Raw genomic sequence first — 26,179 nt, forward strand, 5'->3', positions numbered from 1 at the left:
AAGGGCAAGAACCGCAAAGACCATCGTGACCGCCCGCACAAGCCCAAGGACCATAAAAAGAGCTGGGACCCCACCACCAGTCAGGCCTTGTCCGCCGCATCGGACATCGGACATATCGTTCTTTCCTATGACGATAACCGACTGGCCGCGGATCTCTTCGGTGAATATGATCAGAATCTCGCTCGCATAGAACAGAAGCTCAATGTCGAAGCGGTCGCGCGTGGCAATCGGGTAACGATCAAGGGGCCTGCTGACCTTTGCGATCAGGCCAAGATGGTGCTCGATTCGCTCTATTACCGTCTTCAGGAAGGCGACACCATAGAGCAGGCCGATGTTGACGGAGCGGTTCGCATGGCGCAGGCAACGGATGAACAACTGATGTTGCCATCCCTTATGCCCGAGAGCACGGACGGAGGCGCGGGCAAAATGAATTTTGCCCAGATCGCCACGCGCAAGAAAAAACTCACCGCACGCACCGCGACTCAAGATGCCTATATCCGCGCCATGGATCGGGCGGATCTCATTTTCGGAACTGGCCCGGCGGGTACCGGCAAGACCTATCTGGCGGTGGCCTATGCGGCCGCGCTTCTGGAGCGTGGTGTTGTCGAGCGCATCATATTGTCGCGTCCCGCGGTTGAAGCGGGCGAACGTCTCGGGTTTCTGCCCGGCGACATGAAGGAAAAGGTCGACCCCTATCTGCGCCCGCTTTATGACGCTCTTTACGACATGATGCCAGCGGACAAGGTGGAACGGGAGATCGATGCCAAGATCATCGAGATTGCCCCTCTGGCCTTCATGCGAGGACGCACCCTCTCCAATGCGGTGGTCATTCTTGATGAGGCGCAGAACACGACCTCGATGCAGATGAAGATGTTCCTCACCCGCCTTGGCGAAAATTCCAAGATGATCATCACGGGCGACCCCAGCCAGATCGATTTGCCAAGCGGCGAACAATCCGGTCTCGTTCAGGCCATGGAGTTGCTGCATGACATCCCTTCGATCGTGCGGGTGCAGTTTACGGCGCAGGATGTGGTGCGGCATGAGCTTGTGGCCCGCATCGTCAATGCCTATGACGAGGATGCCAGACGGCGGGCAAAAGCCCGTCGGGTGCTCAGCCGGGAGAAAACCCGTCAGCTGGTGACCAAGGAGCATCTCGCCGAGCTTGATTTTGCCGCAGATGAAGGCCTTGCCCCTCTTTATAACGAGGATGACGAATGAACACCTCCCCTGCGGCTGAAGGCGCTCTGCTCAAGGATTGCCTGATCGAAGTGGATGACTGGAAAAGCGAGTCCGGTCTGATTGCCCGGATCGAAGTCGCCCTTGACACGGCACAGGACTATGTCAAATCTATCGAAGGCCTGTCCTTTACGCCTGACTGCGAGATATCCCTTGTCTTTTCCGACGATGAAACCGTCCGCACTCTCAACGCGGAGCATCGGGGCAAGGACAAAGCCACCAATGTTCTTTCCTTTCCCATTGACGAAGATGCCGACCTGTTCGGCCCCATGTTGGGTGACATTGTGTTTGCCTATCAGACCGTCAAACGCGAAGCGGAAGAATTGGGGGTTGAAATTTCAGCCCACATGACCCATCTGAGTGTACACGGTTTCTTACATTTACTGGGTTATGATCACATAGAGGCAGATGAAGCGGACAAGATGGAAAGCGTCGAGATCGCCATTCTGGCTCGGTTGGGATTACCCAACCCTTATGCAGACACTGTTCCCATCTCTTCGCTAGATTGATGGGAGCCCTTCATTGTCTGAAAAAGTTTGCAACACTATTGAGGGCGCAAGCCTAGATTTGGCGCCAAAACGAGTATGAACGATCCGGACCCTTCTTTATCCTACCAGCCCACGACAACAAACGGGGCCAGTAATCAGGCAATTACCGATTCCAGCAAGGATGAATCGCAATCCCCGCAAATCCATTGGTTCAGTCGCCTCACCCACAATTGGATGTCTCGCCTGACCAACACGTCATTGCGCTCCCAGATGGAGGGGGCGCTCGCGGACGAAAACAGCGATGACCAGACCTTTTCCGCCGAAGAAAAGGCCATGCTGCGCAATATTCTTGCGCTGCGCGAAATGCGTGTCAGCGACGTCATGATCCCGCGGGCAGATATCGATGCGGTTGAAGACGATATCACGCTTGGTACGCTTCTGGCCGTCTATAAGGAAGTTGGCCATTCCCGTCTTCCCGTTTATCGCGAAACGCTCGATGATCCGGTTGGCATGGTCCATATCAAGGATGTGCTCAGCCTGATGACCGATGAGGGACAGGTCACGGCTCACACTGAAAACACCGCGCTTGATTCCATGGAAGGGGCTCCGAGTGAGCAGAGCTATGGTCATGGCGATGCGGAAGCTGCGATCAATCACTTTCGCACGCTGGGAAATGTCGATCTCGAACGGCCGCTCAAAGAGCTCAATGTCATTCGTGAGATACTGTTTGTTCCCCCCTCCATGCCTGCCACCGACCTGATGGCATCAATGCGCGCCGCCCGGACCCAGATGGCTCTGGTGATCGATGAATATGGCGGCACCGATGGTCTTGTCTCACTGGAAGATGTCGTCGAAACCGTTGTTGGCGACATTGAAGATGAACATGATGACGAGGATGAAGTTTTCATTGCGGAAGCGGGCCCCAATCTTTTCATCTCAGATGCCAAAGCGGAACTTGAGGATGTGGTCGAGGCCATAGGCACGGACCTGCCTCTTGACGATGAGTCGATGGAGGATGTCGACACGCTTGGTGGCTTCATTTTCACGCTTATCGGCCGCATTCCGGTTCGGGGCGAGCTGATCAATGTCAAGGAAGGGCTGGAATTTGAGATCATGGATGCTGATCGCCGCCGCATCCGTCGTGTCAAAGTGCGCATCAAGCCGATCAAGAAGCCACTCAAACGCACCTTCCCGATCCAACGTAATTCAAACGATGACAAGACCGGTGCCGAGGGTCCCTCGAAAGAGACTCCGGTTTGATCATCTTGGCATGACTGGGAATGAAATATGTCTGAGGAAAGACCAACAGCCCTGGCGTGGTAATTGCTCAGACCTTTTTCCGGGACGACATCGATCCCGGAAGAGCCGGTCATCGACCTTGCGTACAAGACTGCATTGAACCGATCATCAGGAGAATGGCCGGAACAATGCACGATGACAGATAAAGGATGTTGAAGAAGACTAGTCCAGTTTCTTGCGCAGCCGAACCACTACGTCAACGCGGGCGATTTCCATTCCTTCGGGAACTTCTGGAAGGGGGGAAACGCGCATACCACCGGGAATGTCGACAACCCTTCCTTCTTCTTCATAGAAGAAGTGATAGTGATCGGTCACATTGGTGTCGAAATATGTCTTGGTTCCTTCAACTGCGACTTCTCGCAGCAGACCTGCCTCGGTGAATTGATGCAGGGTATTGTAAACGGTCGCGAGAGAGACGGACACATTCACCCGCTCAGCCTCTTCATGCAAAACTTCTGCCGATACATGCCGGTCGCCTTTGGCAAATAGCAATTCTGCCAATGACAGCCTCTGTCGAGTCGGGCGCAAACCTGCGCCAACCAACAAATCCCGAGCAGAACGCTTATCAAATTTGTGAAGATGTGAGGTCATTATAACTTCCCCTAACTCAGGCGTTTCTGCGATAGCTCTTCATTTTAAAAGTATTCTAGTTTCAAACTTATTGCAATTTAGAGCCATTTTCAATCACAATGATTTTCCTAGCAGATATATTGTCTTTTGGCTGAAACAACAAGCCAAGTAAGGATAAATGCTGAGATTAGGCCCATATCGGTATTTAGTATACCATTATCATTTTGTCGCACCTGTCAATTTTACCAATCCAGATAACAGAACTTGGACCAAGTAATATGCTTGAAAGCTGTTTTGCTTCCTTCTAAAAGAAACGCAGAACCAACTAGTCTGGCTGGAAGAAAGCGACAGATCAAAATTCGCCTGATCAAGTGTGAACTTCATCCTTTGCACGCCTAGTGCTTGCAGACGCAACAGGCTATAAGAGGGTTAAGCCTTTTTACTGGAACACAAGGGGCCGTTCTCCGTCGATATCCCAAGTCATGCTTTATCGATGGGTGAGCCTGAAGCCCCAAATGCGAAGCGTACAAACTGTGACAGTCCGATTTTTTGGGCTGAATCCGAGAAAGATAAGAGTGAAACCGTATGGAACAACGCCCATCCAGCTACACTTACGAAGAGATTTTGACCTGCAGTCGCGGTGAAATGTTCGGACCAGGCAATCCGCAATTGCCACTGCCTCCCATGCTGATGCTGGATCGGATTACCGAGATTTCCGAAGATGGTGGCGAAAATTGCAAAGGCCATATTCGCGCCGAATATGACATCACTCCGGAACGCTGGTTCTTTGATTGCCATTTTGCTGGCGACCCTGTCATGCCCGGCTGCCTAGGTCTTGACGCCTTGTGGCAGATTACAGGTTTCTATCTGGGCTGGCTTGGCCTTGAAGGAAAGGGGCGCGCCATCTCGGTGGGAGAAATCCGATTTGCCGGACAGATCACGCCTGCCATCAAGAAGGTCGAATATGGTGTGGACTTCAAGCGCATCATGAAGGGCCGTCTGATCCTTGGGATTGGGGATGGCTGGGTGAAGGCCGACGGTGAAACCGTGTTTACGGCCAAGGATCTGCGCGTTGGACTGTTCAAGGACAGCTAGGCAAATCGACACAGCTTGAGCGCGATGACTGCTTTTTGCAATGTGAAGGCCCCTTTTCAAGGAAAAAACCGCTTCCTTCTTGCTTGGGCCATATTCACAAACCAATTATACCAAGTATGATTTGCGAAATTGCTTATCCCGACAAAGGGGTTTCAGGCGCACAGCTATAGCAAGTAAAACCATAAATCGTGAAACCGGGTTACGCTTCGATGAAATTCAGACTTGATCAACCCGGTGGACAGGTGCCCCCGACATGAATAGCGAGGCCAAAATATGAGACGTGTTGTCATTTCAGGCTTGGGTATTGTTTCCTCTATCGGAAATGATGCAGCAGCCGTTACCGCATCCTTGCGCGATGCAAAGTCCGGCATTTCCTTCTCTCAGGATTTTGCCGATCACGGATTCCGCAGCCAGGTATGGGGCTCTCCCGATATCGATACGACCGACCTGGTTGATCGCCGCGCGAGACGGTTCCTTTCCCGCGGTGGCGAATGGAACCATGTCGCCATGAAACAGGCGATTGATGATTCCGGCCTTGAAGAAAGCGATATCACCAACGAGCGGACCGGCATCATCATGGGGTCCGGTGGTCCATCAACCCAGACCGTGGTCACCGCTGCCGACATCACACGCCAAAATGGCTCTCCGAAGCGCATCGGTCCTTTTGCCGTTCCAAAGGCGATGTCCTCGACCGCCTCTGCAACCCTTGCCACCTGGTTCAAGATCCATGGCGTGAACTATTCGATTTCATCGGCCTGTTCAACGTCTGCACACTGCATCGGCAATGCCTACGAACTGATCCAGATGGGCAAACAGGACATTATCTTTGCCGGTGGCCATGAAGATCTGGACTGGTCGATGTCCAACCTGTTCGATGCCATGGGGGCGATTTCCTCCAAATATAACGACACGCCGGAAACCGCATCGCGCGCGTTTGATGCAACCCGCGACGGGTTTGTGATTGCCGGTGGTGCCGGTGTGCTGGTTCTGGAAGAGCTGGAGCATGCCAAGGCACGTGGGGCAAAGATTTACGCCGAACTGGTTGGCTATGGGGCCACCTCCGACGGCTATGACATGGTTGCTCCGAGCGGCGAAGGGGCAAAGCGCTGCATGCGTCAGGCCATGGCCACGGTTGACGGCAAAATTGATTATATCAACTGTCATGGCACTTCCACGCCGGTTGGTGACACTGCTGAAATTGGTGCCATTCGCGAAGTCTTTGGCGATAATCAGCCCCATATCGCGTCCACCAAATCCCTTACCGGCCATTCTCTCGGAGCCGCCGGGGCGCAGGAATCCATCTATTCTCTTTTGATGATGCAGGCTGGCTTCATTGGTGAATCCGCCCATATCACCGAACTGGATCCCGAATGCACCGACATGAATATCGTTCGTCAACGTATCGACAAGCCTTTTGATGTCGCCCTGTCCAACAGCTTTGGATTTGGTGGTACCAATGCGTCGCTGATTTTCCAGCGCTATAACGGATAAGGACCTCCAAGGCGATGAGCGAATTAATGAAAGGAAAGCGCGGCCTCATCATGGGGGTCGCGAATGCGAATTCGATTGCCTGGGGCATCTCCAAGGCATTGTATGACCAGGGTGCCGAGCTGGCCTTCACCTTTCAGGGGGATGCCTTGGGTAAACGGGTCAAACCGCTGGCGGAATCGGTTGGATCAGATTTCGTATTGCCGTGTGATGTGGAAGATATCGCCTCTGTCGATGCGGTATTTGATGCGCTCAAGGAAAAATGGGGCAGCATCGACTTTATCGTCCACGCAATCGGCTTTTCCGACAAGGGCGAGCTTCGGGGACGCTATGCGGATACCAGCCGCGAGAATTTCTCCCGCACAATGGTCATTTCCTGCTTTTCCTTCACGGAAATCGCCAAACGCGCAGCGGATCTGATGCCAAATGGCGGCTCGATGATCACCCTCACCTATGCTGGCTCCATTCGCGTGATGCCGAACTATAATGTCATGGGCGTTGCCAAGGCCGGACTTGAAGCATCCGTTCGGTATCTTGCCAATGATTTCGGGCCATCGGGGATCCGGGTCAATGCCATCTCGGCCGGACCTGTCCGTACGCTTGCGGGCAACGGCATTGCCGATGCGCGCATGATGTATAATTTCCAACGAGACAACAGCCCGATGCGTGATGTCTGCACGATCGAAGATGTTGGCGGTACGGCCCTGTATCTGTTGTCGGATCTGTCCCGGAAAGTGACCGGGGAAGTGCATTTTGTCGATTCCGGCTATAATTGCGTTTCGATGCCGACCCTTGAAACACTTCAACTTCTGGACAAGTCCTGATCACATTTAAAACCGGACATTGTGCAAACTGAATGCGGCATTTCTTGATGCCGACGGACAAAGGGAGGGCCAGATCCTCCCTTTTTTAATTTTGCATATGATTTGCCGACTATATATATACCAAATAAAACTATACAATAAACCAATATTTACCATACCTCTTAGCACGAAATTAGCTAGTTTTTCGTAATCTCTGCCGCAAGTTGTGTTGCGGAGTTTTCCGATGATTGGTTTTCTAGCCAAATATGATCGCCTTTTTAGCAAAGAAATTATTGCTTTAGCCGTCCTGTTACTCGCCAATTTCATTTGCGCAGTCATTGTGTCGCTGTTGTTCAAGGATCAGGATGCCGAAACAAAGTCCATGATCCAGCTGGCGAGCATCGCCATCATTTCCATGCTGTCATGCATCGTGCTACTGCAAATGAACAATTCCCGTGTCGCTGCGGTTCAGGCCATGGGCACGCTGGTGCAAAGGGACAAATTGACCAATCTCGCAAGTCGGGAAGTCTTCCAGAAAAATCTGGCCAAGCATCTGTCCAAATGCGATGAGAATGATCCCTTTATCCTGCTGATGGTGGATCTGGACCGCTTCAAGGAGCTCAATGCTTTTCTTGGCTATAATGCCGCCGACCTCATACTCCAGCAGTTTGCGGAACGTTTGAGCCAGCTTGCGGAAACGGAAGAATTTGCGGCGCGGATCGGGGGAGATGAGTTCGCGCTCATCATACCTTATGACGGCACCAAGGCCAGCCTTCAGGCGCGCATCCGGGATCTGTTTGAAACAATCTACAAGACATATATGTGCAACAAGCAGTCTGTCGAGCTGACCGTGTCGACCGGAGTCACTCTTTTTCCTGATGATGGCAGGGACCCGGAAGGACTGAGCCAAAATGCCTATTTTGCCTTGCAGCGGGCAAAGAAGGAAGGCCACAACAGGCTCTGCTGCTATGACGAGGTGGCCGATCCGAAAATGATGGACTACCACTTCCTGTCTCAAGATATGGACCGCGCTTTGCAAGATGGGGAGTTTCTACTCTACTATCAGCCTCAATTCAGTTTTGAAACCGGGGAGCAAACCGGTTTCGAAGCGCTCATTCGCTGGAACCATCGTGACCGGGGTATCATTCCTCCCTCGGTCTTCATTCCCATTGCAGAGCAAAACGGGCTCATTCTGCCACTTTCCGAATTCGTCTTGCGTTCCGCGTGCGAAACTGCGAGCAAATGGGGCAACAGCCGGTTGAAAGTGGCGGTCAATCTGTCTCCGATCCAGATGCGCCAGTGTCAGATCGCGGATCAGGTGGCCGAGATCCTGCTTGAAACAAATCTGGAGCCGCGACGGCTTGAGCTTGAAGTGACTGAAAGCCTGTTCATCGATATCAATGACTCCATTTCATCCGATCTGGCGCACCTGCAAAGACAGGGCATTTCCATTGCTCTTGATGACTTCGGCACCGGTTATTCCTCTCTTGCCTATTTGACCAGTTTTCCTTTCGACAAGATCAAGATTGATCGTTCCTTTGTCGAGCATCTGGCAACCGACGACAGCTCAATGGCAATTATTTCGGCCGTCATCGGGATGGGCAAAAGCCTGAACATGCGGATTACGGCGGAGGGAATAGAAGATCAGCAATGCTACGACATTCTTCGCCTGGCAGGCTGTGATGAAGCGCAGGGCTATCTTCTGGGCAAACCAAGGGATCTTGATGTCGAGCCTGTCGAAGCCTCGGAAAAGATCGAAAGACGAATCTCTGCCGTCGCTTGAGAGGCCGAACCATTTTGGCCGCCTCTCATCTTGCATTCTTTTCTTGCTCACTGTATGAATAATGTCATTACTGCTCATTTATACTATTTATGACATCATATTATACTTATAATTCTGTTTTTCATTTATCAAAGCTATAGAACGGCTGGAGTAAATCCAAGTAAATATTTTTTTAACTATCATAATTTTCATTTTATTCAGAAAAGTCAAATAGGTTATCGTCAGGTTTGTCAAAAACGAGCGACCTAATGCAAGAATCGCCGACGATAAAAAAGCCAATTGATCCTGATAGGGGCACATCCCGCAAATTTATCCTTTTGCTGGCTCTTCTTGGTGTAGCTTATTGGCTTGCCGAGCATGATGACCTGTTTGTGAGGCAATTGCCTATTCTCGCCCTTTTCGTGATCGTCTCCTACTATTTCATTTTCATGACCTGGCACCAGACTATTCGGCGCAAATCCTACCGTATGCTCATTGATGAGCTGAAATCACGGGACAATCTGACAGGGCTTTCAAACCGGCAATTGTTTCTCTCCTCCATTCATGGACGCCTCAAGTCAGCCCAGTTCCAGAACAAACCCTTCGCGTTACTGTTGGTTGATATTGATCGTTTCAAGGAACTTGATACGATTCTGGGCACAGAGAATGGCGATCTGCTGTTGCAGGAATTTGCCAACCGACTTCAACATTTTCAGAAACGCAAGGAATTTGTCGCAAGGCTCTCAGGCAATGAATTTGCGATTGTCATAGAAGAACTCGGGACAAGCAAAACCTTCGAGCAGCGCATTCAGATCCTGCATTCCTATTTGAAACAGCCCTATCGTTTCCACGGTCGACCGATCGATATCACCGTATCGGGTGGCTACATCAAGTTTCCAAGCCACGGTTATCGGATCAGTAACTTGCTACAACAGGCGAAACTGGCTTTGCTTCGCGCCAAACAGGATGGCCGCGATCAGATCTGCTGCTTTGAACAACGTCAGGATGTGCGTGCTCATATCGACCATGAACTCTCACAGGAAATGGGCAAATCCATTGCCCTTGGCGAGTTCAAGCTGCATTTCCAGCCGCAATGCTCCATCAAGACCGGAAAACAAACCGGCTTTGAGGCGCTTATGCGCTGGGATCACCCGACGCGCGGCTGGGTCTCGCCAGGCACTTTCATACAAATTGCGGAGAGAAACGGTTTGATCCTGCCGCTTTCCGAGTTTGCCTTGCGGGAAGCCTGCCAGACGGCCGCCAACTGGAAACAGCCCTTGCGCGTTGCGGTCAACCTGTCACCAATCCAGTTCAAAAAGACCGATCTGGTGCAAACCGTTGAAAGGATCTTGAAGGAAACCGGTCTCCCGGCCCAAAGACTGGAGCTGGAGGTAACCGAGAGTCTGTTTATCCAAACAAGCCAACGCACCATCGAAACACTCAAACAATTGCGCAGCATGGGAATAACTGTCGCGCTGGATGATTTCGGAACCGGTTATTCTTCCCTCAGCTATCTGTCTTCATTCCCCATCGACAAGATCAAAATCGACCGTTCCTTTGTTCGCGACCTGGCCCATAACAATGGCAATATGGCCATTATCTCGGCGATGATCGGAATTGGTCGCAGCCTTGACATAGAAATTCTTGCCGAAGGAATCGAAGACAAGGAAACCCTTGAAATGCTGCGCGTGGCAGGGTGCCATGAAGCACAGGGCTATTATCTGGGGCGGCCGCGGGATTTGCAATCCGAACCCGGATTTGAAATGAGCGAACCGGAGCACGATAGCGACCCGGAAGCTCGTAAAAAGCTCAAGCTGATCAGAAATCCGTCCATGTGCGCCTGAGCCTTCTGAAACCGTTGCATCGTCAAGATCGTGTCTTTCATCAGGCGCTTCCTGCTCCTCAAGAGACATGATCGCCCTGCAATAGCCACAAATAAATCCGACAAATCATAATTGTGCTTTGCGATTGCCGTCTGACTATTTTATCTATGGTCTGGCTGGTTCTTCCCACATCTCAAACTTGTCCGACACCGTTATGGCGCTTTTTATTTCAAACCTGATCCTACTGGATGGTTGGCGACGATATGCACTCGGGTTTGCATGCGGCGCGATATCCAGTCTGGCACAGGCGCCGGTAGGCTGGTTCCCCATATTGTGGGTTACCTTTCCGGTTCTCGTGTGGCTGCTCGATTCGGCCGCTCTGGGGAAATCACGCAAACAAGCACTTTATTCGATGGCACGGGTCGGATGGGTTTTCGGTTTCGGCTTTTTTGCCTTCACCTTCTATTGGCTTGGCTCGGCCTTTTTTGTTGAAGCGGACAAATTCGCCTGGCTTTCGCCGGTAGCGGTTCTCCTGTTTCCCGCAGGTCTCGCCCTGTTCTGGGGTGCCGCGACTGCGCTTGTCGCCCCGGTTTGGCGGCCAGGCCCTGTGCGTGTGCTGCTGCTTGCCTTGAGCTGGTCCCTGTTCGAATGGCTGCGTGGCGTCATTTTTACGGGCCTGCCATGGGGAGGGCTCGGCCCTGCCCTTGCGTCCAACGGCGTCACCATGCAAATCCTGTCCATTACGGGACCTGACAGCCTGAATTTGCTTGCCCCGCTGATCTTTTCCATCCCTGTTCTGGTATTCGCTCAAAACAGGCAATCAAGACATGTCGGAATGGCCATTGTGATCGGACTGGTTTTCCTGGCGCAACTCGGGTTCGGTCTGTTCCGTCTCAATCAACCTGCCCCCGTTCAGGATCACCCCATCGTTGTGCGCCTGATACAGCCGAACATTGCGCAGAAAGAGAAATGGAAGCTGGAGAATCGTTCCTGGATTTTCAACAGGCTTCTGGCTTTGACGACCGTCGATGATCAGGATAGCCCCCTTTCCGCTGTCGATCTGTTTGTCTGGCCCGAGACTGCGGTTCCCTTCTACCTGATCGAACAACCCACCGGTCTGGCCGTCATAGCGCGGGCCTTGCCCGATGATGCAACCTTGTTGACCGGCGCCTTGAGGCGGGAAACCGACCTTGAAGACAAGCATGCGGTTTACAATAGCATTTACCAACTGGCTGGCGATGGGACCATCATGAACGCCTATGACAAGATCCATCTTGTCCCCTTCGGAGAATATTTGCCTAAGGAAATTTGGCTTAACGCGATTGGCCTTGAGAAATTAACATCAAAAAGCTCCGATTTTTCCTTCGGAAGCAAGCAGATGCTTCTGGGGAATGATGGCCTTGGCAAGATATTGCCGCTCATCTGCTACGAGGTTGCCTTTTCAGGAGACGTTCTTTCCTTCCCCAAAGGGGCTGACATGATTGTCAATGTGACCAATGATGCCTGGTTCGGAAACAGCATAGGCCCTTGGCAACACTTGCATCTTGCCCGTATGCGGGCAGTTGAGACCGGTCTGCCACTGCTTCGCGCCGCCAATACAGGGATCTCTGCAATCATCGACGCAAAGGGGCGTATAGTTCAGTCTTTATCACTTGAAAAAGACGGCATCATTCAGAGTCCATTACCTGTAAAACTACGTTCAACACTTTACGTTCAACTCGGAAACTGGATATTTGTCGCCTTATGGTTGCTGTTATGCCTAATTACGTTAATCACACGAAGAAAAATTGCTCGCGATGCATTGTATTAATTGACATATGGCGATAATACACGGCACTATTGTAATATCCCGTTCTCTAAAGCAAAAGGCGCATCAAGCTTACGGGAAATAACGCGAGAAGCGGAATCGCAAAAATAACCAGACCGGTGTGTATATAAAAGCTTCTACAAAGAATGGCACACCTAAACAAAAAAGAGAGCCAAATGGCCAGCAAAAAAGCACCGAACCCCATCGACGTTTATGTTGGAAGTCGTGTCCGGCTTCGTCGCATGATGTTATCCATGAGCCAAGAAAAACTGGGTGAGCATCTGGGTATTACTTTCCAACAAATTCAGAAGTATGAAAAAGGAACCAACCGTATTGGCGCAAGTCGCCTACAGCATATTGCTACCGTGCTGGAAGTACCTGTTTCCTTTTTCTTTGAAGATGCTCCCGGAACACCTCAGGAAGCACAAGGTTTGGCAGAATCCAAGTCTGAAAACTACGTTATCGACTTTCTTTCTTCCTCCGAAGGCTTGCAGCTCAACCGTGCATTCGTTCAGATCAAGGATCAAAAAGTTCGTCGCAAGATCGTTGAACTGGTTCGCGAGATTGCCGGAGAGAATGCAGAGGCTTGAACGTCAGGCCTTTTGAACTGCTTTCCAGATAAACATCGGGTTTCAAAGCAACGCGATCAAACCGAGAGATGTATACCATCTCTCGGTTTTTGTTTTTCATATCTTGCAAACACGGCTCCATTTTCCATTTCTGCCGGGCAATTTTTATTTGAGTTGCAGGCCTGTCGAGCCAAGTTTTCCCAAAATAAACGTCCGCTTAAGAATCATTTTTGTTTCTGCTCACGCAGCCTCATTTCTCGCCGTGTCGCGCTTGCAACCTTTTTAAGAAGCTGATAATGACATAAAGAACTCTTTATATCGTGAGAAAAGGTTAGGTCATGGCCCGCAAAGAATTTCTTTTCACCAGTGAGTCCGTCTCTGAAGGGCATCCGGACAAGATCTGTGACCGCATCTCAGACGCCATTGTCGATGAATTTCTGAAAGTCGATCCCTATTCTCGATGCGCGGTGGAAACCCTGGCCACAACCAACAAGGTGGTGCTGGCAGGTGAAACCCGCGGACCGAAAGAAATCGACACCCATATCATGGAAAAGTCTGCAAGACGCGTTATCCGGGATATCGGTTACGAACAGGATGGTTTCCATTGGAAAAATGCCGACATCGACATTTTTGTTCATGAGCAGTCTGCCGACATTGCCAGAGGCGTCGATGAGGCCGAGGGCAAGGATGAAGGCGCGGGCGACCAGGGCATCATGTTCGGCTATGCAGTCAACGAGACACCAGAGCTCATGCCTGCTCCCATTCTTTATGCACACAAGATCCTTCGTCTGATCGCCGAAGCACGCCATGCTGGAACGGAAACCCGCCTTGGACCGGACGCAAAGAGCCAGCTCACCTTGCGCTATGTCGATGGCAAACCGGTTGAAGTCACATCTCTTGTGCTCTCCACCCAGCATTATGATGAAGCGCTTTCATCCAACGATGTTCGCGCTATCGTCACCCCTTATATCGAGGCTGCCCTGCCTGAAGGTTGGTTGACCGAAAAGACCGTCTGGCACGTCAACCCCACCGGCAAATTTGTCATCGGCGGCCCTGATGGTGATGCCGGTCTGACCGGCCGCAAGATCATCGTCGATACCTATGGCGGCGCAGCGCCTCATGGTGGCGGCGCCTTCTCTGGCAAGGATCCCACCAAGGTTGACCGCTCGGCTGCCTATGCTGCACGTTATCTGGCCAAGAATGTGGTGGCAGCCGGTTATGCAGAACGCTGCACCATTCAGCTTGCCTATGCAATTGGTGTCTCGGAGCCATTGTCCCTTTATGTCGATACCTATGGTACGGGAACCGTCCGTGACTCCGTGATCGAAAAGGCCCTTTGGGAAACCATGCCTTTGACACCGCGCGGAATTCGCACCCATTTGGGCCTTAACAAGCCCATCTATGAGCGTACTGCTGCCTACGGCCATTTTGGTCGCGAGCCGGAAGCCGATGGCGGTTTCTCTTGGGAGCGTGTCGATCTTGTAGACGGTATTCGGAAACAGATCGGATAACCGGTCTTTTCGACACTTGCATGCCAACAGGACGGTCCATTCCGACCAGACAGATACACTCCATGTATCTTGGCCGGGATGGACCGTTCTGTTAAGAATTGCCCAGCATCCCCGACACTTTGCCACAAAGGCCCGAACAGACTTGAACCGACACCTCATGCCTCCGTCCCAACCAGACAATCCCGAGTTCGAAACTCCCCGGTCGGATCAACAGCGATTCAGACCCTCTCAATCGCGTCTCCTAGACCGGCAGATCGCGACCAGCTTTTTCGGACGGCGCAAGGGAAAACCCCTAAGCTCCGGTCAGCAGCGACTTTTCGATGAGCTTTTGCCACGCATCAGTCTTAATCCGACCCAGCCGATCAATGACATTAAGACACAGTTTGTCCACAAGCCGGATGAAATCTGGATGGAAATCGGCTTTGGCGGCGGAGAGCATCTGGTCAGGCAGGCGCTCGACAATCCCGCCGTCGGGTTGATCGGCTGCGAACCATTTGTCAATGGCGTGGTCAAGGCGCTGGTCGAGATTGACAGTCAATCGATTGGCAATATCAGAATGTATGACGAGGATGCGGCCCATATTCTGGATTGGTTGCCCGAAGCATCCCTCGATCGGATCTTCCTGCTTTATCCTGACCCCTGGCACAAAAAACGTCATTGGAAACGTCGGTTTGTTTCGGACCGCAATCTTGAGCGCATATCACGGGTACTCAAACCGGGCGGGATTTTCCGCTTTGCCTCGGACATCGAGGATTATGTGCAATGGACCCTTGAGCATGTTGCCCGCTGTAACTGGCTTGAAGAGCAAAATGACGATCCGGACAGACGGCTGGAGGCCTGGCCCGATTGGCAGCAGACACGCTATGAGGCCAAGGCCTTGCGCGAAGGGCGCCGGCCCAATTATCTGACATTTCTTCGCCGCTAGGCAAGAAAACGACCGGTTTTCATGTAATTCGCTTGCTTTTTGCCGTCTCTTTAGTGTATAGAAGCCTCAAAATCTAGACAAGCTGTTTAGAGTGGGCCTCCTAAGACCCGCTCTTTTTTGTTAGGTACACTCTCTTTCAATGGCAAAGTCTGGTAAAATGGGCTCCTGCACCTTTTGCGTTCACGTTCTGGTGCGGTGCCAGCTGGGATCAGAAAATCGGTTTCATGGCTTGATCTCCAACCTGGTGCGCAAGACTTGCCCATGACACAGTAAAACTCGCTTACAGACGCCAAATGGCCAGACCAATTGGCGCGAGGAAATGGAGACAGGCTTTCCCGATGCCCGAGAATAGTCAGTTAAAAGCAGGTACAGAGCCTCGTCTGGTGCACGAGAAGGGCCTGGAAGCCCGTATCGCAAGCATCGTCGAACCCGTGATCGTGGATCTGGGCTTTGATCTTGTGCGCGTCCGAATAACAGGGCAACATGGTTGTACCGTACAGATCATGGCTGAAGCGCCGGATGGCACGATGTCCATTGAAGGATGTGAGACCGTCAGCCGGGCGCTTTCGCCGGTGCTCGATGTTGAAGATCCGATTGACAGTGAGTATTTTCTTGAGGTTTCGTCGCCCGGGGTTGATCGCCCTCTTGTTCGCGTTCGGGACCTTGTGGCCTGGAGTGGACACGAAGCCAAGCTCGAATTGTCCGTGCCGATCGACGGGCGGCGCCGCTATCGTGGCGTGCTGGATGGCGTTGAAGGGGAAGATCTCAAGCTTCTGTTGCTTGACGCCCCCAAGGACAGCGATCCCAACGTTCGCCTGCCCCTTGGCGATCTATCCGATGCAAAACTCGTTATGACTGATAAACTGATGGAGCTGGCGCTGAACGCGCAGTCCTCTGACCCGGCCGATGTGGTAGATGCCACCGATGCCGATACGCACCAATAGGAGACGCTGAGAATGGCAATCAGTGCAAACCGTCTTGAACTTCTGCAAATTGCGGATGCCGTGGCGCGGGAAAAATCGATTGATCGCATGATTGTGATCGGGGCCATGGAGGACGCGATCCAGAAAGCGGCCCGCTCCCGGTATGGTCAGGAAACAGAAGTCAAGGCGACGATCAATCCGCGCACCGGTGAAACCCGTCTCGAGCGTCTGTTGGAAGTAGTCGAAGTTGTCGAGGATTATGCAACACAGATTGCACTGGTTGATGCGAAGGAAAAGAAACCCGACGCTGAAATTGGCGACATCATTTCCGATCAGTTGCCACCGCTGGAATTTGGCCGCATTTCGGCCCAGTCCGCCAAGCAGGTGATCGTACAGAAGGTTCGCGAAGCTGAGCGCGATCATCAGTATGAAGAATTCAAGGACCGCTTGTTCGATATTGTCAACGGCCAGGTCAAACGGGTCGAATATGGCAATGTGACCGTCGATCTGTCCGGCAGCGAAGCCATTGTCCGTCGTGACGAATTGATTGCCCGCGAGGCGTTCCGTCCCGGTGACCGTATCCGTGCGATCATCTATGATGTGAGACGCGAGCAACGCGGGCCACAGATTTTCCTGTCGCGTACCCATCCGCAATTCATGGCCAAACTGTTCGCTCAGGAAGTGCCCGAAATCTACGACGGGATCATCACCATCAAGTCGGTTGCCCGTGATCCCGGCTCGCGCGCCAAAATCGCGGTTACCTCTTCGGACAGCTCCATTGATCCGGTTGGTGCCTGCGTCGGTATGCGCGGCTCCCGCGTCCAGGCCGTGGTCAACGAGCTTCAGGGCGAGAAAATCGATATCATTCCATGGTCGGAAGATCCCGCAACATTCATCGTCAACGCATTGCAACCGGCAGAGGTTGCCAAGGTGGTGCTTGATGAAGACAGTGAGCGTATCGAGGTTGTGGTTCCCAATGATCAGCTTTCGCTTGCCATCGGTCGCCGTGGTCAGAATGTGCGCCTTGCGTCCCAGCTGACCGGCTGGGATATCGACATCATGACCGAAGAAGAAGAATCCGAGCGTCGCCAGAAGGAATTCAACGAACGCGCCCAACTCTTCATGGAAGCGCTTGATGTGGATGACATCGTGGCCCAGCTGCTCGCCTCCGAAGGTTTCACCTCGATTGAGGAAGTGGCCTATGTGGAAGAGGATGAAGTCGCTGATATTGAAGGCTTTGACAGCGATACGGCACAGGAAATCCAGCGCCGGGCCAGTGAATATCTGGAAGCGGAAAACCAGAAACAGAATGAAGAACGGATCGCGCTTGGCGTTTCCGACGATCTTCTTGAAATTTCCGGTTTGACCATGCCAATGCTGGTTGCCCTGGGCAAGGACGACATCAAGACCATCGAAGATCTGGCCGGTTGCGCAACCGACGATCTGGTTGGCTGGACAGAACGCCATAACGGCGAAGTCAAGCGCTTCAAGGGCATTCTGTCAGACTTCGAGATTTCTCGTCAGGAAGCAGAGGATATCGTCATGTTGACCCGTGTTGCAGCGGGATGGATCGATCCTTCCGAACTGCTCAGCGACGAAGAAGCCGCCGAATATGAAAGTCTTGAAGCGGAAGACGGTGAGGAAATTGAGGCAGAAGACACTGACCTCGAGGCTTCCGCTGAAGAAGAAACCAACAAGGACTGATCTGTTTGACCGTGTTCTTTTTGACATGGAAAAGTGACAGCAATTGACAAAATCGGGCTTGAGAGGATAAACCGTGGCGCAAAGAGGCGAACAGACAACAAGACAGTGTCTGGTTTCACGAGAGAGTCTTCCCAAGGACCAGATGATCCGATTTGTTCTGGCACCGGATCTGAATGTCGTGCCCGATTTGAAACGGCGGTTACCCGGACGCGGGGTCTGGGTAACGGCCAAATATGATTTCGTGAAGCAAGCTGCGAGCAAGGGATTGTTTGCAAGAGGCTTCAAGGAAAAAGTGGAACCGTGCGACGGGTTGGCAGACCTCATCGCGCTTCAACTCGAGAAGGCCAGTCTGTCGGCCTTGTCGATGACCCGAAAAGCCGGTCAGATCGTTACCGGCTTTGGAAAGGTCGAAGCATCCATTGCACAAGGGGATGCTGTTGGATTAATACATGCAGCAGATGCTGCAACAGATGGACAAAAAAAGCTGGCCCAGGCCGTGCGACGCCGATATGGCAGCGACCGCGAACTTCCGATCATTCGTCGGTTCAGCGCCGAAGCGCTTAGCAATGCGTTGGGGTATGGCAACGTAGTACATGCAGCCTTGCTCGCCGGTTCGGCGAGTGAAGCTTTCATCAACCAGGTTGCCGTTCTGGAAGACTATGGGCAGCCAATTGAACCGGATTCCGACAGCGGTCCGAACGACCGGACCGCAGCATAGGCCTTGCCGTTTGTAAGGCAGTTAAGGATATTGAACCAGAAATGAGCAACGAAAACAGCAGCGACAACAATAGCCCATCAGAAAAGAAGACTCTGTCTTTGGGTAAAAATGTGGGGCAAGGCACCGTGCGCCAAAGCTTTTCGCATGGCCGTTCGAAGGCGGTTGTTGTCGAGAAACGCAAAAGACGGTTCACTGCACCGGGCGATGCCAAACCGGCAGCGGCAGGTAAGCCTGCTGCCAGCGAGGACGCCAAGCCATCCCAACCTTCCGCACCAGCTCAGGCTAGAACCAACGACCAGAAATCTGGTGGTCAAGGCCAAAATCAGGGCAAGGGTGCAGGCGGCAAGGGCCAACGCCAGCGGAATCGTGGTGGCGGTGGTCAGGCCGGTGGTAACGGCAACAGCCAACGCAACCTGACTTCTTCGGAAAATGCGAAACGTCTCCAGGCGCTTGAAGCAGCGAAAATGCGCGCTCGCGAAATGGAAGTTCGCAAGAAAGAAGAAGAAGCGAAGCGCAAGGAAGCCGAAGCACGTCGCAAATTGGAAGAGGAAGCCAAGCGCAAGGAAGCCGAAGCGCTGGCAGCTCAAAAGGCGGCAGAAGAAGCTGAAGCCAAGAAGAAAGAAGCCGAGCGCAAGGCACAGGAAGAAGCTGATGCGGCGGCGGCCAAAGAAAAGGAAGATGCCAAGCCGAAAGGTCAACGCACCACTGAACGCCCACAGCGGGACGACCGTGACGGCGAGAGACAAGCACGGGGCGGAGACAGAGGCGGCGAGCAGAGGCAGGCGCGCGGCGACAGGCCCCAAAGAGGCGGAGATCGCCCGCAGCGCAATGATGATCGCGAACAGCGCGGTGGTGAACGTCAAGCCCGAGGCGACCGACCACAACGCGGTGGAGATCGTCCGCCGAGAAGTGGGGATCGGCCACCGAGAAGTGGAGATCGCCCACCAAGATCCGGAACTGGCGCGGGTCGCCCAGGCGGTGCAAATTTCTCCGAAGCTCCGGATCCAAATGCCGAAGGCAAGCCAGGTGCAAAGAAAATCATTCCGGTGCCAAAACGGGTTCGTCCGGATGAACCGGCCAAGGCGCAGCCAGCCAAACCGCGGACAGACGAACGCCGCCGTGGCAAGCTGACCCTGAGCAACGCCCTGAATGCAGAGGAACAACGCGAACGCTCCTTGGCATCCATGCGCCGTCGCCGAGCCAAGCAAAAAGGCAATGTGCGGCAGGAGCAGCGTGAAAAGGTCTTCCGCGAAGTCGTCATTCCAGAAACCATCACGGTTCAGGAACTGGCACAGCGCATGACCGAACGTGCAGTGGACGTGATCAAGATCCTGATGAAACAGGGCATGATGGTCAAGACCGTCGATGTTCTTGACGCCGATACCGCGCAGCTGGTGGCCGAAGAACTGGGACACACCGTCAAGCGTGTTGCTGCATCTGACGTTGAGGAAGGTCTGTTCGACAAACAGGATAGCGAAGACAGCCTGCTGCCACGCCCACCTGTGGTTACCATCATGGGCCATGTTGACCATGGCAAGACCTCGCTTCTTGACGCGGTCCGTCATGCCAATGTGGTGAAAGGGGAAGCCGGTGGCATCACCCAGCATATTGGTGCCTATCAGGTTGAACAGAGTGGTCAGAAGATCACCTTCATCGATACTCCGGGCCACGCAGCCTTTACGGAAATGCGTGCTCGTGGTGCCAAATCAACCGATATCGTGGTTCTCGTGGTTGCCGCCGATGATGGCGTGATGCCGCAGACGATCGAGGCGATCAACCATGCGCGGGCCGCCGAAGTGCCAATCATCGTGGCCGTGAACAAGATCGACTTGCCAGCCGCCGACCCGACCCGTGTACGCAACGAATTGCTTCAGCATGAAGTGTTTGTCGAAACCATGGGTGGTGAAGTCCTTGAGGTCGAGGTATCTGCCAAGGAAAAAATCAACCTTGATGGCCTTCTGGAAGCAATTCTGATGCAGTCAGAAATGCTGGAGCTGAAATCCAATCCGGATCGCGAAGCCGACGGCATCGTGGTTGAAGCCAAACTCGACAAGGGTCGCGGCCCGGTCGCAACGGTTCTGGTGCAGAATGGTACACTCAAGGTCGGCGATATTGTTGTCGCCGGTGAACAGTGGGGTAAAGTGCGCGCCCTGATCGACGATCTGGGCGACAAGACCGAGACTGCCGAACCATCCAAACCGGTGGAAATTCTCGGCTTTGATGCTGCACCGAATGCCGGTGATCCGTTTGTTGTGGTCGAAACAGAAGGCCGCGCACGCGAAATCACCGATTACCGCATTCACAAGAACAAGGAACTGGCCGCCGCCAAGGCAAGCAAAGGCTCGCTTGAGCAAATGCTCAGCAACCTCAAGGAAGCCGGCGATGTTCAGACCTTCCCATTGGTCATCAAGGGCGATGTGAAAGGCTCGGTCGAAGCAATTATCGGGGCTCTTGACGGCATCGGTAACGAGGAAGTGTCGGCCCAGGTGCTGCATTCGGGTGTTGGTGGTGTGTCGGAATCCGACGTCACCCTTGCCTCAGCGTCCGGTGCGCCGATCATCGCCTTCAACGTCCGTGCAAATGCGCAGGCCAAACAGGCTGCCGAACAGAAAGGCGTCGAGATCCGCTATTACAACATCATCTACGATCTCACGGATGATGTGAAAGCGGCGATGTCAGGCATGCTCAGCCCAGAGGTTCGCGAGACCTTCATTGGCTACGCCGAAATTCTGGAAGTGTTCAACATTTCCAAGGTCGGCAAGGTCGCTGGCTGCCGCGTCACCGAGGGTGTCGTGGAGCGCGGGACCGGTGTTCGCCTGTTGCGCGACAACGTCGTCATTCATACCGGCAAGCTCTCCACCCTCAAGCGCTTCAAGGACGAAGTCAAGGAAGTCAATGTGGGGCAGGAATGCGGTATGGCATTCGAAAATTATCAGGATCTCCGGGCCGGAGACCAGATCGAATGCTTCCGCGTCGAAGAGATTGCCCGCACGCTCTAGTTCATGCGTGTTAACCAGTTTGGTGCAGGTCGGGGATTTGGCCTTGATCTGCACCATTTTTGCTATATCTATTCTCGGAGTGCCTGAGAGCACCTGATGAATTTTCGGCTCGAGCGGTCCAATCCCGGCTCTGGCCTTCATAACCTTAGGACATATCCATGGGACATGGTTCTCGCAAAGGCGGCGGTGGTATGCCGTCCCAACGTCAGCTACGCGTGGGTGAGCTGGTTCGTAAATCCTTATCAGAATGCCTGACGCGCGGAGAAATCATCGATCCGATGCTGGAGCATTTTGTCATTTCCATTCCGGAAGTGCGCATGAGCCCAGACCTGACCCTGGCGACAGCCTTTGTCATGCCGCTCGGGGCCGCGGGAAAAGAGCAGGAGATCGTTGATGCCCTCAACGGCCACAAGAAATTTCTGCGGGGTCGGCTTGGCCGCGATCTTACCCTCAAGCATACGCCGGATCTGCGCTTTCGCTATGACGAAACCTTTGACGAAGCGTCCCGGATTGACGCTCTGCTGAATTCACCGCTTGTGCAACGGGATCTGCATCCCGCAGACAATGACGATGATGACAAATAGGGACGCTGCCTGATGTCAGAGACAGATGAGAATAACGCAGCGACCGATGACGCTGCACCGGCCGCCAAACCGAAGAAGAAAAAGCAACAGTTTCGCGCCAAGCGACGGACCGATGTGCATGGATGGATTGCGCTGGACAAACCGCTCAATATGACATCAACGCAAGCGGTTGGTGCAATCAAGCGCATTTTCAACGTGAAGAAGGCCGGTCATGCGGGCACTCTCGACCCGTTGGCGACCGGATGCCTGCCCATTGCCGTCGGCGAAGCGACCAAGACCGTGTCCTTTGTCATGGACGGCTCCAAAGAATATGAATTTACGGTTCGCTGGGGCGAGGAAACCTCCACGGACGATACGGAAGGCGAGCTCATAGACAGCTCGGCCCATCGTCCAACCGAAGAAGAGATCGAGGCAGCGCTTGATCATTTCAGCGGCGAGATCATGCAGGTCCCTCCCGCCTTTTCCGCAATCAAGATCAATGGCGAGCGCGCCTATGACCTGGCACGCGATGGCGAAGAGGTCAAACTTGCTGCCCGCCCGGTGACCGTTCACCATTTGGAACTCGTCGAATGCCCTGACGAGGACACTGCCATTTTTGTCGCCGAATGCTCAAAAGGGACCTATGTACGGTCGCTGGCGCGCGATATCGGGCGATATTTGGGAACCCGAGGCCATGTCGTGGCCTTGCGTAGGCTCTTTTCCGGACCATTTAGTGAGGAAATGTTGATTTCACTGGACGATCTGGAAAGCTTGAGCCATAGTGCGCCCGGCGAGCCCGGGCTTGCCAATGCCTTGCTTCCTGTTGAGACCGCGCTGGACGACATCCCGGCTCTGGCCATTAACAGGAATGCCGCAGCAAGATTACGCCGAGGTCAATCGGTATTGCTGCGTGGACAAGAGACTCCGATCGACGGTTTCGTATCTGCCATGAATGCAGGGATGCTTGTGGCGATATGCGAGATCATCGAGGGAGAACTCTGGCCAAGGCGCGTTTTCAATCTGCCCGACCATCCGCCCGTTTTTAACGGGAATGCCGAGCAAAACACTTAAAGGAGATACCGATGTCGATTACAGCTGAACGCAAGCAAGAGCTGATCAAGGAATATGCCACCAAAGAAGGCGATACCGGTTCCCCAGAGGTACAGGTCGCTGTTCTTTCAGAGCGGATTGCCAATCTTACCGAGCATTTCAAGTCTCACAAGAAAGACAACCACTCCCGTCGTGGTCTTCTCAAACTGGTTTCCCAGCGCCGTAAACTGCTTGACTATGTCAAAGCAAAAGACGTTGCACGTTACCAGTCCCTGATCGAACGCCTTGGCCTGCGTCGTTAAGTCTTCTGAAATTCACGCGGTAACCTTTAAGGTTGCCGCGTTTTATTGCACCCGTTTCCTTGTTCCCTTTGGTTTTCATGATTTTTTTAAGGGATAGCATTTAGGAAGGGTCCTGAAGGATTTCCACTTTTCGCAAATCGCGGGAAATGCCTTAAAAAAAATCCCAGTGATGCTCTGACTCAAGACTGTCAGGGCCGATAAAACGCAGAATCAGGAACGTCGGACGATCTGATTCCAAACACTCACAGGCAGGATTGCCAGCTGCTTTCTTGATTGGCCGTTGAGGCTTCAAGCCGCTCGTTGTCTTGCCCGTGAATATATTTTGATAAAGTCATGCTCCATTATTTGTCCGATATGCCGGAGCATTCCAGAAAGGACATATGAATGTTCGATATTCAACGTGAAGAAATTGATTGGGGCGGCCAGAAGCTGACCCTCGAGACCGGCCAGATTGCACGCCAGGCTGATGGAGCCGTGCTGGCTTCCCTTGGTGATACCACCGTTTTGGCAAACCGTCGTTTCCGCAAAACAGCCGAAACCCGGCCTCGATTTCTTCCCGCTTACCGTCAACTATCAGGAAAAAACCTACGCTGCCGGTAAAATTCCCGGAGGCTACTTCAAACGTGAAGGTCGCCCGAGTGAAAAGGAAACCCTCGTTTCCCGCCTGATCGATCGCCCGATCCGTCCGCTTTTCGTCGATGGCTACAAATGCGAAACTCAGGTTATCGTGACTGTCGTCAGTCATGACATGGTCAACGATCCCGATATCCTTGCCATGGGTTGCGGCTTCCGCTGCTCTGACCCTTTCAGGCGTGCCTTTCATGGGCCCGATCGGCGGTGCGCGCGTTGGTCTCATCAATGACGAATTCGTTCTCAACCCGGCCATCGACATGATGGAAGAATCCAAACTGGATCTGGTTGTTGCCGGTACCAACGACGCCGTTCTGATGGTTGAATCCGAAGCCCAGAACCTGTCAGAAGAAACCATGCTGAAAGCCGTCATGTTCGGCCATGCAGGGTTCCAGCCTGTTATCGATGCGATCATCCGGCTTGCTGAAAAAGCAGCAAAAGAACCGCGCGAATTCTCCATGCCGGATTATTCGGACCTGTCTGCCAAGGTTGAAGACATCGCCGGCGAAGATTTGCAGGCTGCCTTCAAGATTGCGGCCAAAACCGAACGCTATGCCGCGGTTGATGCCGCCAAAGAAAAAGTCATGGCTGCGCTTTGCAATCCGGAAGACGAGAATGCAGCAGACGCCGTTATTGTTGGCGATCTGTTCAAAAAGGCGGAAGCGAAAATCGTTCGTGGTCAGATTATCAAGACCGGCAGCCGCATTGATGGTCGCGATCTGAAAACCGTTCGTCCGATCACCGCCGAAGTTGGCAAGCTGCCCCGGACCCATGGCTCTGCCCTGTTCACCCGTGGTGAAACCCAGGCTCTGGTCGTGGCAACCCTTGGAACCGGTGATGACGAACAGTTCGTCGATTCGCTCTCTGGAACCTACAAGGAAACCTTCCTGCTGCATTACAACTTCCCTCCGTTTTCCGTGGGTGAAGCGGGCCGCATCGGGTCTCCGGGTCGTCGTGAAATCGGTCATGGCAAGCTGGCATGGCGCGCGGTGCATCCAATGCTGCCGCCCCATCACGAATTCCCATATACCTTGCGCGTGGTTTCAGACATCACTGAATCCAACGGCTCCTCTTCCATGGCGACGGTCTGCGGTACATCCCTGTCCCTGATGGATGCCGGCGTTCCGCTCAAGGCTCCCGTTGCCGGTATCGCGATGGGCCTCATCAAGGAAGGCGACGAATTCGCTGTTCTGTCCGACATCCTTGGCGACGAAGATCACCTCGGCGACATGGACTTCAAGGTTGCCGGTACCTCTGAAGGCATCACCTCGCTGCAAATGGATATCAAGATCGACGGTATCACCGAAGAAATCATGCAGGTTGCTCTGGAACAGGCGAAGGGTGGGCGTTTGCACATTCTTGGCGAGATGGGCAAAGCACTTGGCGAAGCCCGTTCGGAAGTCGGCGAATTTGCTCCGCGCATCGAAACCATGAAAATTCCGGTCGACAAGATCCGTGAAGTCATTGGCTCCGGTGGCAAGGTTATCCGCGAAATCGTTGAGAAAACCGGTGCAAAGGTCGACATCAATGACGATGGCACCATCAAGGTTGCCTCATCTGATGGTGCTGCCATTACCGCTGCTGTCAACTGGATCAAATCCATCGCTGCCGAACCGGAAGTGGGTGAGATCTACAAAGGCACCGTGGTTAAAACCGTCGACTTTGGCGCATTCGTCAATTTCTTCGGCTCCCGCGATGGTCTGGTGCATATTTCACAGCTCACTCAGGGCCGTACCAACAAGGTGACCGACGTGGTCAAGGAAGGCGACAGCGTCTTTGTCAAGCTGCTCGGCTTTGATGATCGCGGCAAGGTTCGCCTGTCCATGAAAGTGGTGGATCAGGAATCTGGTGAAGAAATCAAGGAAGAAAAGAAAGAAGACTAAGGTCTCTGCCTTTTCGTTCCAAGAAAAATGC

Annotated in this window: 20 protein-coding genes and 1 pseudogene; 20 read left to right on the forward strand and 1 reads right to left on the reverse strand. The window is 53.1% G+C overall.

Going from position 1 to position 26,179, the window contains the following annotated elements; all coding sequences use genetic code 11:
* Positions 1–87 precede the first annotated feature (87 nt).
* From ACHZB8_RS17635 to ACHZB8_RS17645, 3 genes are all read left to right on the forward strand, one after another.
* A complete protein-coding gene (locus ACHZB8_RS17635; protein ID WP_316862328.1) occupies positions 88–1,218 on the forward strand; it encodes a PhoH family protein in 1,131 nt (376 codons plus the stop codon).
* Complete coding sequence (gene ybeY / locus ACHZB8_RS17640) at positions 1,215–1,745, forward strand: rRNA maturation RNase YbeY (RefSeq protein WP_316862251.1); 531 nt, start codon at positions 1,215–1,217, stop codon at positions 1,743–1,745. The genes ACHZB8_RS17635 and ybeY overlap by 4 nt, the downstream gene beginning before the upstream one ends.
* 75 nt (positions 1,746–1,820) lie before the next feature.
* Entirely contained in the window at positions 1,821–2,984 is a 1,164-nt protein-coding gene (locus tag ACHZB8_RS17645) for a hemolysin family protein (RefSeq protein WP_316862253.1), read from the forward strand.
* 201 nt (positions 2,985–3,185) lie between these two features.
* Here the strand turns inward: ACHZB8_RS17645 and irrA are convergent, their stop codons facing one another.
* Entirely contained in the window at positions 3,186–3,614 is a 429-nt protein-coding gene (gene irrA, locus ACHZB8_RS17650; protein WP_316862254.1) for an iron response transcriptional regulator IrrA, read from the reverse strand.
* Between the two features lie 564 nt (positions 3,615–4,178).
* Here irrA and fabA point away from each other — a divergent pair.
* The 17 genes and pseudogenes from fabA (at position 4,179) to pnp (ending at position 26,148) form a co-directional block, all read left to right on the forward strand.
* Entirely contained in the window at positions 4,179–4,688 is a 510-nt protein-coding gene (gene fabA / locus ACHZB8_RS17655) for a 3-hydroxyacyl-[acyl-carrier-protein] dehydratase FabA (protein ID WP_316862255.1), read from the forward strand.
* A 273-nt stretch (positions 4,689–4,961) separates the two neighbouring features.
* The gene (gene fabB, locus ACHZB8_RS17660) at positions 4,962–6,179 is read left to right on the forward strand and encodes a beta-ketoacyl-ACP synthase I (protein WP_316862256.1); all 1,218 of its coding nucleotides are present in this window, start codon (positions 4,962–4,964) and stop codon (positions 6,177–6,179) included.
* Positions 6,180–6,193: 14 nt separating this feature from the next.
* Positions 6,194–7,000 carry an enoyl-ACP reductase FabI gene (fabI, locus tag ACHZB8_RS17665; RefSeq protein WP_316862258.1) on the forward strand — a complete coding sequence of 269 codons (807 nt, stop codon included), beginning with the start codon at positions 6,194–6,196 and terminating at the stop codon, positions 6,998–7,000.
* A 223-nt stretch (positions 7,001–7,223) separates the two neighbouring features.
* On the forward strand, positions 7,224–8,762 hold the full coding sequence (locus ACHZB8_RS17670) for a bifunctional diguanylate cyclase/phosphodiesterase (protein WP_316862260.1): 1,539 nt from the start codon (positions 7,224–7,226) through the stop codon (positions 8,760–8,762).
* A gap of 248 nt (positions 8,763–9,010) precedes the next feature.
* Positions 9,011–10,585: a bifunctional diguanylate cyclase/phosphodiesterase gene (locus ACHZB8_RS17675; RefSeq protein ID WP_316862262.1), complete on the forward strand. Its 1,575-nt coding sequence runs from the start codon at positions 9,011–9,013 to the stop codon at positions 10,583–10,585.
* A 193-nt stretch (positions 10,586–10,778) separates the two neighbouring features.
* Positions 10,779–12,374 (forward strand): apolipoprotein N-acyltransferase, encoded by a 1,596-nt coding sequence (lnt, locus tag ACHZB8_RS17680; protein ID WP_316862264.1) that lies wholly within the window; start codon positions 10,779–10,781, stop codon positions 12,372–12,374.
* 173 nt (positions 12,375–12,547) lie between these two features.
* Complete coding sequence (locus ACHZB8_RS17685) at positions 12,548–12,961, forward strand: helix-turn-helix transcriptional regulator (protein ID WP_316862266.1); 414 nt, start codon at positions 12,548–12,550, stop codon at positions 12,959–12,961.
* 317 nt (positions 12,962–13,278) lie between these two features.
* Positions 13,279–14,451, forward strand: coding sequence for a methionine adenosyltransferase (gene metK / locus ACHZB8_RS17690; RefSeq protein WP_316862268.1), 1,173 nt, complete (start codon positions 13,279–13,281; stop codon positions 14,449–14,451).
* Positions 14,452–14,779: 328 nt separating this feature from the next.
* The gene (gene trmB, locus ACHZB8_RS17695) at positions 14,780–15,376 is read left to right on the forward strand and encodes a tRNA (guanosine(46)-N7)-methyltransferase TrmB (protein WP_394706217.1); all 597 of its coding nucleotides are present in this window, start codon (positions 14,780–14,782) and stop codon (positions 15,374–15,376) included.
* Positions 15,377–15,714: 338 nt separating this feature from the next.
* Positions 15,715–16,320 (forward strand): ribosome maturation factor RimP, encoded by a 606-nt coding sequence (gene rimP / locus ACHZB8_RS17700; RefSeq protein ID WP_316862270.1) that lies wholly within the window; start codon positions 15,715–15,717, stop codon positions 16,318–16,320.
* Between the two features lie 12 nt (positions 16,321–16,332).
* Positions 16,333–18,003, forward strand: coding sequence for a transcription termination factor NusA (nusA, locus tag ACHZB8_RS17705; RefSeq protein WP_316862271.1), 1,671 nt, complete (start codon positions 16,333–16,335; stop codon positions 18,001–18,003).
* 73 nt (positions 18,004–18,076) lie between these two features.
* Positions 18,077–18,721, forward strand: coding sequence for an RNA-binding protein (locus ACHZB8_RS17710; protein ID WP_316862272.1), 645 nt, complete (start codon positions 18,077–18,079; stop codon positions 18,719–18,721).
* 41 nt (positions 18,722–18,762) lie between these two features.
* Complete coding sequence (gene infB / locus ACHZB8_RS17715) at positions 18,763–21,720, forward strand: translation initiation factor IF-2 (protein WP_316862273.1); 2,958 nt, start codon at positions 18,763–18,765, stop codon at positions 21,718–21,720.
* Between the two features lie 158 nt (positions 21,721–21,878).
* Positions 21,879–22,304 (forward strand): 30S ribosome-binding factor RbfA, encoded by a 426-nt coding sequence (rbfA, locus tag ACHZB8_RS17720; RefSeq protein ID WP_316862274.1) that lies wholly within the window; start codon positions 21,879–21,881, stop codon positions 22,302–22,304.
* 12 nt (positions 22,305–22,316) lie between these two features.
* Positions 22,317–23,354, forward strand: a complete 1,038-nt coding sequence (gene truB / locus ACHZB8_RS17725; RefSeq protein ID WP_316862276.1) for a tRNA pseudouridine(55) synthase TruB — start codon at positions 22,317–22,319, stop codon at positions 23,352–23,354.
* A gap of 11 nt (positions 23,355–23,365) precedes the next feature.
* Entirely contained in the window at positions 23,366–23,635 is a 270-nt protein-coding gene (gene rpsO / locus ACHZB8_RS17730; RefSeq protein ID WP_316862277.1) for a 30S ribosomal protein S15, read from the forward strand.
* A 384-nt stretch (positions 23,636–24,019) separates the two neighbouring features.
* Positions 24,020–26,148 (forward strand): annotated as a pseudogene (pnp, locus tag ACHZB8_RS17735) (polyribonucleotide nucleotidyltransferase).
* Positions 26,149–26,179 lie beyond the last annotated feature (31 nt).

The sequence above is a fragment of the uncultured Cohaesibacter sp. genome, assembly GCF_963556055.3.
Taxonomy (GTDB): Bacteria; Pseudomonadota; Alphaproteobacteria; order Rhizobiales; family Cohaesibacteraceae; genus Cohaesibacter.